Genomic DNA, 13,308 nt, shown 5'->3' on the forward strand with positions numbered 1-13,308 from the left:
CAACGTTCCCACATCAATGCCTTCTGCGCGGCGGTGTAGTACGTCCGTGTCCGGTACTTCATCTGCAACACTCCTTCTGCCTGAGCAGTGGTCAGTGTGTTGCGTCGACCGGTTGAATCCGCCTTCCATAGCAGACGATCGACTCGTAGTTGATCAGCTTGTCGGCAAGCTGACTTTGTGCGTCTAGGTTGGCCTTTGAAACCCCTCGAGCGGCGATGGCGAGAGTGGGTGTGTATCTACTGAGTGACGCATACACGACGGCTGTTGTCGCATAGACCGTGATGAGGGCGGGTTGTCCGAGGCCGATCAGAACCAGCGTCACTGTCACCCCTTCAATCACTACCGGAGCGGCGTTGTAGAAGAGGCTGAAGACGATGATCTGAAAACCAGAAACCGCCTGCTGCAGCGCCTGGACAAGTTCGGTGGGGGTTTTTTGAAGGTGGAATGCAAACGGAAGCTCGAGGAGGCGTTCGAAATACTGCTGGCGCATATGGGCGAAAAGGCGCTGCTCTGCAGTGCTCGCAAGCCAAGGGCGAAACTCGGTCAAAAGGCGACTGGCAATCTGGCAAAGCAGATAAGCTGCACCCGCAGCTGCGATACCTGGCGGCATCCCACGGTGCCCCGAAGCTTGACTGCAGGCGTCGACCATTTCCTTGAGTGCGAGAGGTGCCAGGCCTGTGAGGGCGCCAATGATCATTGCTAATAAGCCCGTCGCACCGAATCGGCATGCCACGGATCGGTCCATGTTCGACAGCAGCACCCGAAGCGCCGATGCGAGAGCTTGATGCATCGGCGGTTCGTGAGGGTTCCTCGCGCCGCTAGAACTTTGCAGAGCCATCAGTGAGTCCAGCGCGTCAGCCAGGCTTCCACCGCTACCAGCGCGTGGATCTGGGTGAGCGGGCCTGCCATCGCTGTCGGTCGGCCGGACAGCAGTGCCTCAACTTTTGAGCGATCCACCAGGTGACGTTGGACTAAGCGACCGTCAAGCAGCAGGTTGCGTACAAAGCCGAGGTTGTGATCCAACACTGCTTTGATGTGTTCCTCCATGCCGCCCTTGGAGCGGCGATTGGCTATACAGGGCGGTAGGTCTTCCGCGAAAGCTTGGCGTGCCAGTGCCCGTCCCTGGCCTCCCCGTGTCAACACGTAGCTCGGCAGCCGAAGGCAGAGTTCCACCAATGGCTGCGACAAGAGCGGGTTGACGATCTCAGGCGCCGCAGACTGTTCAAACGGGTCGTAGTAGCCGATCGGGTGAGCAAGCGCCAAGGCCTGCATGTATTTGCCGATAGAGAGCGACTCCAGGTGAGGCAAAGTCGGATGGAGGATTGGATGACGTCTGCGCCGGTTCTGCAGGCTCTCGGTGGTCAAAAGCGGCGTCGGAACGATCAGGTTTCGGGCCGCTAACGAAGGCCACACGCGATCTCTCAGCGCAAGAGCCATGGCGCGCCACACGGAGATCTTTCCGAGGCGAGCAGCATCCAACGCGGCAGTGGGAAAGCCGGCATCGAGGCCTTTCGCTCGAAGATAGTCGGCCGCCGGCCACCATCTGGGGAACTCAAAGAAGAGCGAATCGCCGCCGGCGCCCGTAAAAAGGGCCGAAGCGCCGTGCGCAGATGCCAGGGCAGCGTCGGTGCTGGCGTTCATCCATCCGATGTATGGAATCGGAAATGGTGTGCGGGCAGTTTCGAAGATGCGCTCGATCCGGTAGTTGACGTTGCGTACGCGCTCCAACAGATCGCGTCCAGTGCGAGCTGCCGCCAATCTGGCGTAGACGCGTTCATCACTGTCTGAACCGGGCGAGTGGTAGTTGATGCAAATCACGTCTGCGAGCGTGTCGGCCGGGGATAAGCAACTCAACAGGATCGACGAATCGACTCCGCCGGACAGGCGAAGCAGCAGGGTTCCATAGCAGGATGCCCATGCTTGCGTGCAAGAGCGAACGGTTTGCCGGAGAACCCGCATCGCATCTTCTGGATTGCTTGTCGCAGGGTCTTGAGCAAACGCAATGGCGCTCCATAGCAGCGTCGATGTGCCGGTGTTCAAATCAAGCAACTCGCCAGGATGCACTTGCGAGACACCATGCAGCGCGGTCTCGCGTCCGACGGTTTCGCCCCACCGGAGCTGAGCCGTCAGGACGTTCCAGTTCACGGCGAAGGACACGAAGCCTCGCAGCAGATGCAGTGCATCTTCCAACCGAGAGAAGACGACGGTCAGCCCTTGGTGCTTGACAAAGAAGCAGGGCAGCGTGCCTGTGGGATCGCGGAGAACAGAGACTGCACCGGATGCAGCCTGGAAGAAGGCGACGTAGCGGCCCCAATAGTCGTTGACGAGGGATCGACCGCCGCTGGTCAAAATCTTGGTGCTCTCTTCGCCGGTCGGCGTGACGCGAGTTGCCGATGAACCCAGATCAGCACGACGCAATAACCTGCCCAGCACGATGCCGCGTGCTTCTGGCAACACCGTGGCACTGTTGATGCCTGGTTTCGATCCGATCGTGAGCACTTCAAGGCCGGGTTGAGCGAGAGCTGTACTCCAACCTGGGCGCATCCGCATGGCCTGGCAGAGTTCATTCGCTGCCAACACGGTCGTCGATGCGGCGCTGTCCCACGCGATGGCTACGTAGCGAAACATGTATACGGCTGCAATCAAGCCACGAGGAGAGGTCGAAAACGGCGTACGTACTCGTGCTGGTCGTTCAAAACGATGTTTCCGCTCTGGACCCAGGAGTGCGCGCCGAACGGCGATGTCTTGACGCCGATGACCCAGTGCGGGAACAGCCCCTGACTGGCCAGAAAATTGAGAAATACCAGCGAGTCGTATAGGCATTTCTCCCTCGCAGTGACGGCGAACGGTCGCAGGGAGTGGTAGGTGGCTGCGCAGGACGTCAGCGCGGCGATCGAGTTGGCACCAGTGCGGGCATCACGCTGTCTGCGCTGCACCACCGCCGTTGCAATGGCGTTCAAGGATCGGCAGCGCAGCCACCACGCCGCCAGAGCAGCACCCTTTATGAAGGCAACGATAGCCCTGGAGTCCACCTCTGCCCTCCTCGTGGATGCGTCAACCGCAACGGAAGCGGTGGCCTCAATGATCGGCGGTGCGAAGCGCTCGACCCCTGGGAGTTCTGTCAGAAGTCCTTGGGTCGTCAGGCGTTGCAAGGACTCCTCAACCTCCTGCGTCATCTGAGCGGGCTCCGTCATTGGATGGATGACTGGCCACCCGTCGATGAAGCTCGCTAGCGCAGCTGATACGGGACGACTGATGCCCAGATACCGGTTGCCTCTCAGATCGAGGAGGATGGCTTGGCCGTCGCTTTCACAGGCACGGACATGTGCGGCAAGCGCGAGTCGACGCAACGTTATTGGATCGTTCATGGATCTCTTCCCCCTGCGGCTGAGTGAGACGCGGATGCTTAGATACTTGGCTTGGAGCTGCGCCCTGTCGCCTTCTCCGCGTTGGGCGCCTGCGGCGCGGCCGGAAGGGGCAGGGCAGAAGGCAAGGACGAGCACGGAATGGTTCGGTGGCACTACAACAGGCCTGCGGCTGTTGTGCCTGGATCGTTTCGTCCTTGCCGAGGGGGAGCCGGCGCGACTAACTAGTCATCGCACCGTTGAACTCCTCAGTTTTCGAACTTGCCGGGGACTTGCGGGTTGTCCTCGGCATAGATCGGTGCGGGGACGCCCATGGTGAGTTCCTTGGCGTCGCCGAACTCGACGACGTGCTGGGTCAGGTCTTCTTGCGATGTCTTGTCCATGATGGACTCCTTCGGAGGTGAGGTTGAGGATCAAAGTCCCAAGGCGCTTGTCGCTTTGGGCCACGGAAAGTTATCGATGCCGCTTCGAGCGGTCGATGGCTTGGCGCAGATCCTCGAAGCGCGTTCGGTCTTGCTTTGCGAAGAAGCACCCTCCTCCGAGGGCAGCAAATTGATTGCGACGCCGTAGGACAACGACCGCTTTCCCGTTCGGCGCGTCGACGAAAATGCCGGGGAGCGCGCACTTCTGGGAGCCGAACGATTGCGCTGGTACTGTGGAATTGGGGATGAGCAATTCCTGAGCGGGATCGTCAATGGCCCATGCACCATGCCGCCGCAGCAGCAGCCGATATCGATTTAGACCCAGGTCTCTCAACATGGCTTCTTTGTTGGCAGGCTGCCGTCGGGAGAAGCTTTCTCGCCGAACCCTCACTGGCCTGGCGCATCCGAGGCCGTTTGATTGACGCTCATCGGGAATGGGGAAGGGTGCTCGTCGACTTTGTTGTGTTGCCGACTGAGATCCATGCGATCACTCAAATCCGCCGCGACGACTCCGTCGGCAGCGTCGCCCGGGCCTTCGGAAACGTTGTGTCTCGATGGGTGCGTCAGGCGCAGCCCATCCGCAGCCCCGTCCTTGCGGGGCCCTACCTGGCCCAGCGAGTCGACGGACGGGATGCCCTGCTTCGGGAAGTACGCATGTTGGCCTGGCGCCCTGTTCTACAAAAACAATGTTCAACGCCGACGCACCATCCCTATGGCGGCTTGCGTATCGCTTTGGGCCTCGCGCCCTCTAAAGGCTTTGATGCCCGGCCGCTACTGGGTCAGTTCGGTGACTCCGTATCTACTGCGCGCGAAGCGCTGCGCAAGTGGGCAGCGGTCCGCCCTTCGGATCAGGATTGGCGCGTTTGGGCGCTGACTCGAGGGTTGGAGGTCGCCCTGAGCGGCGGTGGAGCGCATTTCTCTGTTGCTAGGGCAGTTGAAGGTCCAGCCGCGGCCCTGATCGCGGCGGGAGGAGGCCGCGGCGTAGCAGGCGCGCTTGACCTGATCGGCATCTGGGTGTGCGCGACGATCCAATCAGCGTCGCCGCTGGACATCAAGTCGAGTTCCAGCGCGATGGCTGCTCGCGGTCGGGCATTGGTCGCATGCCTAGCAGTGGCACATCGTCTCTGTTCGGCCGCGGCCGTCGCAAGACATTTTCTGCGGGCGAAAGCGACGCTCAGTGAGCAGATGACCGCTTGCCGATCTCGTCCCAGTGACCGGCTGATCCTTGCTACGCCACTGCGCCGCATCCTCGAGGAAGGGATGTTGCTTCAAGAGGCTGCTGCCGTAGTCAATCACCGAATCCCGGCGGAGTGACCAATTGGCGGGCTCCGGGCGTTCAGGAAGCCAGGTCGGGTCGCGGCACGTAGGCCGCGCGCAGCGGCGCGAGTCGTCGTCAGCGGCGCTTTGGCTTGCTGTGCGCCGCACTCTGTTGGGTCCGAAAGCCTCGAACGCCGGCCATGGCATCCGACGTCGCCAATGATGATGTCGGCCGCGCCTCGCACCAGCCCAGGATCTCTGCAAAGCGCCAGCCGATGGCGCGGGCCCCAAGCTGAATCTGCTTCGGGAAGAGGTCGGCGGCCATCATCCGATAGATGGTCGATCGACCCAGCCCCGTTATCTCGCAGACTCTCGGAAGCCTTAACAAGATCGGATCATTGGCTACGCTCGTATCGAACGAGACCTTCTGTAGGGTGCTGTGCATGAGGCGCCTTTCATTGGTGGTCTCGAAAATCTAGTGCCACTTTCACAGCAGGGGGCGCTGGATTCAGACTGAAATCTTGCACTCGGACAGCGAAACCCGTCCCATGCGCGTTGGCGTAGGCAAGCGGGAACATGCGCATCCAGTCCTCCGAACCGTTGACGGGGCAGCCATGGTCTTCAGCCCGCTTCCCTTTGCCATCAGCAAGATGCAGGGTGGTCGTTCTTGCTGAAGATCTAACGCGTAGTTGATGCGGAATGGCGTGCGGGCCCTCGGACTTGAAGGTTTACTGGAGGCCTCGTTCGGAATGAAATGACGCCCCCAAATCGCGCCTTGCCGATGTGCGTAAATATCACAGCGTCGGTTCCGAATGAATCGGATATGAACTAGAGTTCACGCAGAGCGAATAAAAGCTCTCCCTTTTATCCACTATGGAGCCCTTAATGGCGAAATCTTTGTCGACCATCCTCAGTCAAATCGAGCGATTGCAGAAAGAGGCGACTGCAATTCAGTCTGAAGTTGTCGATCGGATCAGAAAGGACATCGCGAAGTTTGGATTGACCGCCGAACAGCTCTTCGGCGAAACGACAAGTCGTCAACCCAAGGCGCGTCCGGCAGCAAAAACTTCGGCCAAGGGCGCGAAGTACGCCGATGGAAGCGGAAACACCTGGGGTGGTATGGGCAAGCGGCCCGATTGGCTGCGCCAAGCGTTGACGTCGGGCAAGACCCTGGAAGACTTTTTGGTTGGCCGAGCGACAGCTAGCGCCACACCTGCCAAGGCTTCGCGCAAACGTGTGGGCAAGAAGAAGGTTGCAGCTCCGCGGAAACGCGCCGCAGCGGCCAAACGCGCTCCAGCCAAGGACGTGGTGAGCGAGGTGGTTGCCAGCAAGAAGGTGGCTCGAAAGAAGGCGCCCAGCAGGAAGCCGAGGGCGAAGCCCGTGGCGAAGGAAGCCAGCGTCGCGTGACCGGCTGCTAGAGACATCAACTCAGCTGGAAGCTGATTGCCGCCGTTCGATGCATAGGCACCGAGGCCCGATGGGCTTGGTGCGGTCGAATGCATTTGTGGAGCTGGATGTTCAGGGGCGGTCGCGGTAGGTTGCGACCAGGTCGTCCTGCGTTTGATGCCGGCTCCGTGCGGTACAGGAGGAGCCAGTCCAGTTCGTCGGGCGCCATCGTGGATGAGTTTCTCAAGGACTCAAGATGGCGTGCCGGCGGATTCGGGCGAAGCATTTCAGATGGCACGTGACAGTGCTCATCTTGAATGTGCGCTTTGCGAGAGCAGGCTGTTGGCTCTCTCTGGATGCCGCTGACTATTGCTGTGGGAGCGGTGATTTCGTTCAAGGAGATCACTGCGCCACGGACGATCGTCAGGGCGCGATTCGTTGGTCTGGCGTTGTAGGCGATGAACGCCCTGGTCTTTTTGGTCGCCTTGGCGGCATGCAGTTGCTGGAGGTTGCGAACCTCACCCGCCAGTGCAGCGCTTTCCCAGCCCCGTACACCACTTAGGGCTGCATCAGTCGTTTGGTCCAAAGCCACCGAGGTGTAGGACTGGAACGCGCCGTCATCTGCAGCGTCGTTGAAGGCGACGATGGAGCCTGGATTCGTGAGCCATCGCATGCTGGCTGCCACTGCGCGGGTGCCCTGGGCAACTCCGGCCTTTGGCCGCATCAAATGACCCGCCCGTCGTGAGCTGCTCAAGCAGGGCAACGTTTTCGCCGCTTGATCACGCCGCTTTGCCGCATGTTCGACGAGCGTCGCGTTCCCGTGTGCCTTGATTGTTCCAGCAATCCATTCCATGACGCATATTAAACATGCTGTGGATATTCGCGCCCTATTCCTTGACTACGTAAAGCCGTAGTTGCGCCCAAACGCGATCCGTACATCATGACGAGGTGTAATTAGGGTGTGGCGTTGAAAGATATTTTCAAATCTACGACGATTCGAACATTTGTTGTTCAATATTCGTATATCTATTTAATCCTGATTGCCTGTATGTGGCAGGGGGCTGGCCATGATGCGCTGGCGACCTATTTTCAGCTGCTGGCGTCGTCTGTGGCTCTGTTCCTCACGATCTGCTCTCGTTGGCCGTTGCGCACTTCATGGTCGCCCAAGGTGTTCGCGATGCGAACCACAACTGTCACTACGCTCTTGCACGTTTTCGTTCAATTAATGACTATTTTGGGGTTGACCCTTTTCTACCCGGAAAAGGAGGAATTTCGCTGGTTGATATTTGTCGCGATGGCAACTGTGGTGCTGCAAGCATTTATAAATGGAATTGTTGTTGTCACGGTTTTAGACCATTTGGAAAGACTTCGCTCCGCTGAGCGATGGAGCTGGCAATAACCTGCGTTTGCATTTGGGAATGCATAAATGAAAGTGTTGTTTGTTCTGACATCCAACGGATTTTTGGGGTCAACAGGTCAGGCTACGGGTACCTGGCTTTCTGAATTTTTGGTTCCCTACCGATACTTTGTAGATCGTGGGATTGATGTCGCGGTTGCTTCGGTCAAAGGTGGAGATGCACCTCTTGATCCGTCAAGTGTCGAAGCTCAAAAATCAACGGGAACTGAGCTGGATCCTCAAAGTAAGGCGCTTCTTAGGAACTCGCTTTGTCTAGCGTCAAATTTCGCTCAATTGAGCGACTGTGATGCCATCTTCTTCCCAGGTGGCAGCGGTGGCATGTGGGATTTTCCAGATTCGGAAGCTGTTCAATGGGCTGTTGAATATTGCTTGACCAACGGTAAAGTCGTTGCGGCGTTGTGTCATGGCGTGGCAGGTCTGGTTTCGGCGCGGGCCTCATCGGGTGATTCGGTGCTGCATGGGAGGCGTGTTACTGGTTTTTCGGATGCAGAGGAACTCGAAATTGGCAGGGAGACCGTTGTGCCATTTTTGCTTGAATCGAAACTGCGGCAATTGGGTGCTGAGTACCGATGCGCGTCAAATTGGCAACCTTGCGTGGAAATCGACGGTAAGTTAATTACTGGTCAAAATCCCGCGTCAGCGGCAATGCTGGCGGAGGCAGTCTACTCAGTCTTGACTCGATGATGTGGTCGGTGGAGCGTCAACGTCGCCAAGGGATGAGCGAATGAAACTCATCAAGTCGCAGGATTCGCGCGCTGTGCGCTTGCTTCAGACAGACGGCGAGGTAATTGAAGCGCTTCAGGTGCTACGATGCGCGAGCCAGCGTATGCGGCGTATGGGTGTGCCGTATTGGCAACCCAGAGAATTGGGTTTGGGGGCTTTGATAGGGCGACGTATTTGCGGGGAGTTGATCGGTGGGTTTGAGAATTCAAAGCTATGTGCCACTATGCAATTGCATTTGCACGACACTGAGTTCTGGCCCGAAGCTATTCGTGGCGACGCTATATATCTGCACAAATTGGCAGTTGCCGAGCGACATGCAAGACAGGGGTGGGGCGACACGATGGTGTCGTGGGCTGCAGTCTTCGCCGTCCGCGAGAGCTGTTCACGATTGAGGCTTGATGTCGTTCCTGGCGCCTTGGAGCGCTACTACGAGCTTCTCGGCTTCCAACCGGTTGGCGAGGTCAGATCAGCCCGCGCGGGAGGCACCGTCATCAAGATGGAGCGACTCTTGAAGATGTAGATCGTCCAGGCAGCGCAACAGTCAGTCGTTTTTGCTGGGCAGAGCATTCATCGATGCTGCCTGCGCAAGGAGTCTTGCAGCGGTGTTCGTCAGCGTGGAGGTCCCGGCCGAAGGTATTTCCTTGGCGCACCCCCGCCTCAATTCATCCCATTTTTAGCCCACTCGATAAGAACTCTGAATCTACGGGATTTCGGAGTGGCGTCGTGGCTTTAGGGATGGGACGTTCAACCATTTTGGGATGGAGACTGCGTTGCGGCCGAGAGGTCCGGGGGGGGGGGCGATCGTCGGCGGGAGGGCATGCTACGCGCTTCTACGTCGGGTCAAGTACTCACTATTTAACTTCGTTAGGGCGGTAACCAATGAATTTCCACTGTTCTCGCTGGATCGTCGTTTCACTTTTATCCGGGGCCATGATCATGGCGTCGGGCGCAGAGGTGATTCCAACACAGACCCTGCACGTTGGAGACAAACTCGCACGAATTCAGTTGTTGACAGCATCGGATCGCACATATTTGCGCTACACCGTTGATGGTGATGGAAAGCGCAGCGCGGTGGATATTTGGCGCCGAACGGTTTCTTTTGAGAATGCAGGACGTGATCGCGTGATGCGTATTTCTCAACGCTGGGATGGCAATACTCCTGAAGAATATCGCTTGATGCAAGAGTCAACATTCAGGGCTAGCGATATGAAGCCGATCGAGCATCGGAGAAATAGCTTCAGAGCGGGCAAAAGTAGCGAACGTACTTATCAATTTCTGGATGGAAAGATCATCGGTTCGGCAAACGAGGTCACGCCTGCGATGGATGTCAAGGCGGACGAGCCAATGTTCAATTTTGAAACTGATATTGAATTGTTGCAAACGCTGCCTTTGGCGCGCCACTACTCTGTAAGTATTCCTTTTTATGATCCAGGACGCGATCCTCCCAATCGTTATCGATTTGACGTGATCGGTGAAGACAAGCTCAAGATGCCGGATGGCCGGCTAATTGATGCATGGATTGTCGCCTGCAACTACAATGACAAAAACGGTCCCGTTCAACGCTTTTGGTTTGCTAAGCAGACCCAAGTCATGATTCAAGAAGAGGTCACGCTTCCAGACGGCCTTTCCCATTTCAAGACGCTTCTTTGGGACGAGCCAAAGTCATTGGTGCCACTGAAGCCGTCAAAGTCTTCCTGAGCAGGCCTCGCTACATGGCCTGAGCACAAACGCGCCCGGAAGGGTTGGTTCCTCGCCGGGCGTCCTTGGTTTCAGTTGTGCTTTATAGGGGCCCAATTTCCTAGCGGCTGATTGATTGTGCTTGAAAGATTGACGAAATAGCCAGAGTGGCCAGGGGTGGCGAAGGCGGCCAATAGTATGAAGATGGTCGCTGCTTGTGAAAATGTTTTCAATTTGACGCGCCGGCAATGTTATGGAGCAAGGAATTTACGATGGCCGCGCTGCTGGTGCAACTGCGATAGTTCGTATGATTCTTGTATGAATCTGCAGGCGGTCAGTGCTTCTTCGCCGGCCGGGCACGGCTCCGATGAACGGTTGCAGTTATTGATTTACAGACGACTTTCGATCCATTTTCCGACTAGTCCTTGCATGTATTAGAGTTGCGTGGAGGCGATGCTCGCTGCAGATCTTCTTGGATTCGGCTGGGCGGATGCGGGAGTTCAGAGCGGGCCCCTCGGTATGCCGCAATGTCGTGCGGCGTCTCAGATTCCCAGCCAATCCGCACCGCGCCGGGGCTTCCGAAGCTCAGAATCGTTAGGCGTCGCGGATTGCCCGCTCGATCTCGTTCACGGTCACAGACTCGATGAAGCTTGGATCTTCATAGAGAGTCTTGACGGCGTCGGAATCGACGCGCCCTGGGTTGACACCGCCACCGCCTGCAACCCACGCCGACTCCCAGACCATCGCAAGTGTCCGTACGCCAAGTGCGAGAACCTTGCCTGTCGGTGTGGCGAGGTCGTGCCAGAGCGCAGCGGCGTGCGGGAGTGAGTTGGGTTGGAAGCTGCGCTCGTACGCATCGATGATCTTGCGAGGCGGCAGGACCTTTGCGACGTCCCGCATGCATTTCAGTGTTGCCACTGCGGCGCTCTGTCCATCTGGCACGAGTTGCATGCCGTGATTGGCGCCGAGGTTCTTTGCAATTTCAGGGAAGAGCTGGTCTTCGCGAGCTGCCTTGTTGAGCATGTCTGTTTCATAGGCTGAGTGCACGCCTTCGCCCCGATACGCCGGCAGCTTGTTCTTCTGCTTGTCCTTGCGGCTGCTGCTCAGTCTGGGGATATCCGGCTCTTCATCCTTGATGCCATCGGAGTAGATGGAGCCGTGCAAAGGTTGTGATGAGTCACCGATGTAGTGGGCAAGGGTGCCTGCGGCAGCGATGAAGCGCGTTGGGTCGGTTCCGGCATATTTCTGCAGGTGGACGAAGTACTGCCAGACTCGGAAGGGCAGGATGCCGCGATGCAGCACATCAACCGTTTCAGGAAACGTATCGAAGTAGCGATTCCAGTCGTCGGCCGTGATGAGGTTGGGATTGCCGACGCAGGCTTCCGTCAGCGTGGGCGCGCCGTCAAAAGGCCGATCGGCATCGCAATGATGATTGGCGTGCTCAGGGCCGGTTGATCTCACGCCGCCAGATCGGGTGTCTCTCCCGCCCACAACACCGATGTCTTCGCCGTTCTTGTTCGGATGAGGCGAGGGATAGTTTTTCCAGACGATATCGGGAACGTCGGCCAGCGGCACGAATCCGGCGTCAATCAGATCCTTGCCCTTGGGTTCCTTGGTGAGCTGGTCGACCTCGATGCTGATGAGATCGGCGTTGTCGCTCAAGAACGCCTTCAGTTCTGGATCCTTGACTTGAGCGATTGCCAGCGACCCGATCGAGTAGTGCCCCAGGGCTCCCCAGGTGCCCGAGACACCATCGCTTCCTTCTACAACCAGCTCTACGTCCAGGAGCTTGCAAACATTGCTCAGCCCGGTGGCGAGCGAGAAGGTCGAGCGCTCCTTGCTATCGACGAAGGTCTGTGCGCCCCACTCGATGGCCAAAGGGCGCAAGTCTCGTTTCATCATCGGCCGCTTGTCCTCGCTGCCATCGGGCAACGGCATCTGGAGCTGCCAAAGCGCGCCGGAGTCACCGGGCCGTGCGCCCGACGAGCCTTCCTTGGGCGAGATCAAAAAGTCGCTGACGTAGTCGAAGCCGCCGACCGATTTGTAGCGGTAGAACATCCCCTTGATGACCCCTTCGAGGACCCCCGAGGCGGCGCCGACTGCAACCACTGGTTGGTCCATCAGTCTTCGCAAGGACAGGTTCTGCTCATAGATGTCAAAGAGTGGCTTGATCGGAGGCAGCTGGTAGACGTTGGGGGTCCATTGCCGTAGATCCTCAAGACGCACAAGACCCACGTCGAGATTCAGCCAGGTCTGGCGCAAGGGCAGGGCGGGGTAGACCTCGGAGAAAAGTTTGCGTGTGATCTGAAGGGGGCTGCTCACGCCTACCTGTTCGACATGCGATCGCAGACCTACCTGCACGGGTGTGCCCTCCTCGCCGCAGGCATGGCGGGCGGTCAAGGCATAGGTGAGATGTCCGTCGGAGACGAGGCAACCGACGGTAGCGAATCGGGGTTCTTGCTGGATCTCGACACGAACCGGCAAGCCTGCGCCGAAGATGCCAGCGGGCCGCATCACGGGCTGACGTCCGATGGACTCTTTCTGTGCAACGGGCGGTGCGAGGACGGTGCAAACCGGCACGGCCCGCCCGTCAGGCAGGTACAAGCGCTTGGGGACGATGTCCGTCGCGCGCGGGCTCCCCGGTCGGCCGAACGCCGTCTCGTCAGTCCATTCGCGCACAAGCACCAGGATGCATGGCCATGAGTAGTCGCGCACCTGAGAGTTGTCGAATCTTCTGGGATAAGTCTTCTTGTCGCGGCTCTTGCCACCCCGGTCCAGGATGCGCGAATCGGGCCAGTCCTCATCGTTTCGAATGAGATAGAGCCCCACCGCCGTCCCCACCACGTTGGCTTTGCTCATCAGGTGAAAGTGGTAGAGGTCGCGAGCCTCAACCAGATCCCTGAGGGACAGTACCGAGAAGGCGTGAGTGGACTCTGCTTCAGAAGATTCAGACATGGACCTCTCCCTTAAGCGGCTCAGTGTGAGCCTTTTGCTGCGCGATCGAGGCTGGCTTGCTCGGTGCTGGCGGCCAGCATGGGTGCGCAAGAAGTCAGCGGGATGA

General features: G+C 58.3%; 13 protein-coding genes. 6 read left to right on the forward strand and 7 right to left on the reverse strand.

Annotated elements, in window-relative coordinates; genetic code table 11:
* Positions 1 to 91 precede the first annotated feature (91 nt).
* From ACS5PN_RS00005 to ACS5PN_RS00020, 4 genes are all read right to left on the reverse strand, one after another.
* Complete coding sequence (locus ACS5PN_RS00005; protein ID WP_439461892.1) at positions 92 to 790, reverse strand: ABC transporter transmembrane domain-containing protein; 699 nt, start codon at positions 788 to 790, stop codon at positions 92 to 94.
* 47 nt (positions 791 to 837) lie between these two features.
* A complete protein-coding gene (locus ACS5PN_RS00010) occupies positions 838 to 2,628 on the reverse strand; it encodes an asparagine synthase-related protein (RefSeq protein WP_439461893.1) in 1,791 nt (596 codons plus the stop codon).
* 14 nt (positions 2,629 to 2,642) lie between these two features.
* Positions 2,643 to 3,368, reverse strand: a complete 726-nt coding sequence (locus tag ACS5PN_RS00015) for a lasso peptide biosynthesis B2 protein (protein ID WP_439461894.1) — start codon at positions 3,366 to 3,368, stop codon at positions 2,643 to 2,645.
* A gap of 245 nt (positions 3,369 to 3,613) precedes the next feature.
* Entirely contained in the window at positions 3,614 to 3,748 is a 135-nt protein-coding gene (locus ACS5PN_RS00020) for a rubrivinodin family lasso peptide (RefSeq protein WP_439461895.1), read from the reverse strand.
* A gap of 318 nt (positions 3,749 to 4,066) precedes the next feature.
* Here ACS5PN_RS00020 and ACS5PN_RS00025 point away from each other — a divergent pair, with 318 nt between their 5' ends.
* On the forward strand, positions 4,067 to 5,101 hold the full coding sequence (locus ACS5PN_RS00025) for a hypothetical protein (RefSeq protein ID WP_439461896.1): 1,035 nt from the start codon (positions 4,067 to 4,069) through the stop codon (positions 5,099 to 5,101).
* A 79-nt stretch (positions 5,102 to 5,180) separates the two neighbouring features.
* Here ACS5PN_RS00025 and ACS5PN_RS00030 read toward each other — a convergent pair whose 3' ends face one another.
* Complete coding sequence (locus ACS5PN_RS00030; RefSeq protein WP_439461897.1) at positions 5,181 to 5,489, reverse strand: helix-turn-helix transcriptional regulator; 309 nt, start codon at positions 5,487 to 5,489, stop codon at positions 5,181 to 5,183.
* Positions 5,490 to 5,941: 452 nt separating this feature from the next.
* Between ACS5PN_RS00030 and ACS5PN_RS00035 the strand changes: the two genes are divergently transcribed.
* Positions 5,942 to 6,451 carry an H-NS histone family protein gene (locus ACS5PN_RS00035; RefSeq protein ID WP_439461898.1) on the forward strand — a complete coding sequence of 170 codons (510 nt, stop codon included), beginning with the start codon at positions 5,942 to 5,944 and terminating at the stop codon, positions 6,449 to 6,451.
* A gap of 16 nt (positions 6,452 to 6,467) precedes the next feature.
* Here the strand turns inward: ACS5PN_RS00035 and ACS5PN_RS00040 are convergent, their stop codons facing one another.
* Positions 6,468 to 7,283 (reverse strand): hypothetical protein, encoded by an 816-nt coding sequence (locus ACS5PN_RS00040; protein ID WP_439461899.1) that lies wholly within the window; start codon positions 7,281 to 7,283, stop codon positions 6,468 to 6,470.
* 114 nt (positions 7,284 to 7,397) lie between these two features.
* Here ACS5PN_RS00040 and ACS5PN_RS00045 point away from each other — a divergent pair, with 114 nt between their 5' ends.
* The 4 genes from ACS5PN_RS00045 (at position 7,398) to ACS5PN_RS00060 (ending at position 10,268) form a co-directional block, all read left to right on the forward strand.
* Positions 7,398 to 7,829: a hypothetical protein gene (locus ACS5PN_RS00045; protein ID WP_439461900.1), complete on the forward strand. Its 432-nt coding sequence runs from the start codon at positions 7,398 to 7,400 to the stop codon at positions 7,827 to 7,829.
* 27 nt (positions 7,830 to 7,856) lie between these two features.
* Positions 7,857 to 8,531, forward strand: a complete 675-nt coding sequence (locus ACS5PN_RS00050) for a type 1 glutamine amidotransferase domain-containing protein (RefSeq protein ID WP_439461901.1) — start codon at positions 7,857 to 7,859, stop codon at positions 8,529 to 8,531.
* Between the two features lie 40 nt (positions 8,532 to 8,571).
* Positions 8,572 to 9,090 carry a GNAT family N-acetyltransferase gene (locus tag ACS5PN_RS00055; protein ID WP_439461902.1) on the forward strand — a complete coding sequence of 173 codons (519 nt, stop codon included), beginning with the start codon at positions 8,572 to 8,574 and terminating at the stop codon, positions 9,088 to 9,090.
* Positions 9,091 to 9,500: 410 nt separating this feature from the next.
* A complete protein-coding gene (locus ACS5PN_RS00060; protein WP_439461903.1) occupies positions 9,501 to 10,268 on the forward strand; it encodes a DUF3108 domain-containing protein in 768 nt (255 codons plus the stop codon).
* A 573-nt stretch (positions 10,269 to 10,841) separates the two neighbouring features.
* Here ACS5PN_RS00060 and ACS5PN_RS00065 read toward each other — a convergent pair.
* Complete coding sequence (locus tag ACS5PN_RS00065) at positions 10,842 to 13,202, reverse strand: S1/P1 Nuclease (RefSeq protein WP_439461904.1); 2,361 nt, start codon at positions 13,200 to 13,202, stop codon at positions 10,842 to 10,844.
* Between the last annotated feature and the right edge of the window lie 106 nt (positions 13,203 to 13,308).

The organism is Roseateles sp. NT4 (genome assembly GCF_051857475.1).
GTDB lineage: Bacteria > Pseudomonadota > Gammaproteobacteria > Burkholderiales > Burkholderiaceae_C > Pelomonas.

Coding starts and splice junctions, on each gene's coding strand:
- ACS5PN_RS00050 (WP_439461901.1), top strand. CDS start 7,857: ATGAAAGTGTTGTTTGTTCTGACATCCAACGGATTTTTGGGGTCAACA.
- ACS5PN_RS00060 (WP_439461903.1), top strand. CDS start 9,501: ATGATCATGGCGTCGGGCGCAGAGGTGATTCCAACACAGACCCTGCAC.
- ACS5PN_RS00040 (WP_439461899.1), bottom strand. CDS start 7,283: ATGGAATGGATTGCTGGAACAATCAAGGCACACGGGAACGCGACGCTC.
- ACS5PN_RS00065 (WP_439461904.1), bottom strand. CDS start 13,202: ATGTCTGAATCTTCTGAAGCAGAGTCCACTCACGCCTTCTCGGTACTG.
- ACS5PN_RS00005 (WP_439461892.1), bottom strand. CDS start 790: ATGCATCAAGCTCTCGCATCGGCGCTTCGGGTGCTGCTGTCGAACATG.
- ACS5PN_RS00015 (WP_439461894.1), bottom strand. CDS start 3,368: ATGAACGATCCAATAACGTTGCGTCGACTCGCGCTTGCCGCACATGTC.
- ACS5PN_RS00030 (WP_439461897.1), bottom strand. CDS start 5,489: ATGCACAGCACCCTACAGAAGGTCTCGTTCGATACGAGCGTAGCCAAT.
- ACS5PN_RS00055 (WP_439461902.1), top strand. CDS start 8,572: ATGAAACTCATCAAGTCGCAGGATTCGCGCGCTGTGCGCTTGCTTCAG.
- ACS5PN_RS00020 (WP_439461895.1), bottom strand. CDS start 3,748: ATGGACAAGACATCGCAAGAAGACCTGACCCAGCACGTCGTCGAGTTC.
- ACS5PN_RS00010 (WP_439461893.1), bottom strand. CDS start 2,628: ATGTTTCGCTACGTAGCCATCGCGTGGGACAGCGCCGCATCGACGACC.
- ACS5PN_RS00025 (WP_439461896.1), top strand. CDS start 4,067: ATGCACCATGCCGCCGCAGCAGCAGCCGATATCGATTTAGACCCAGGT.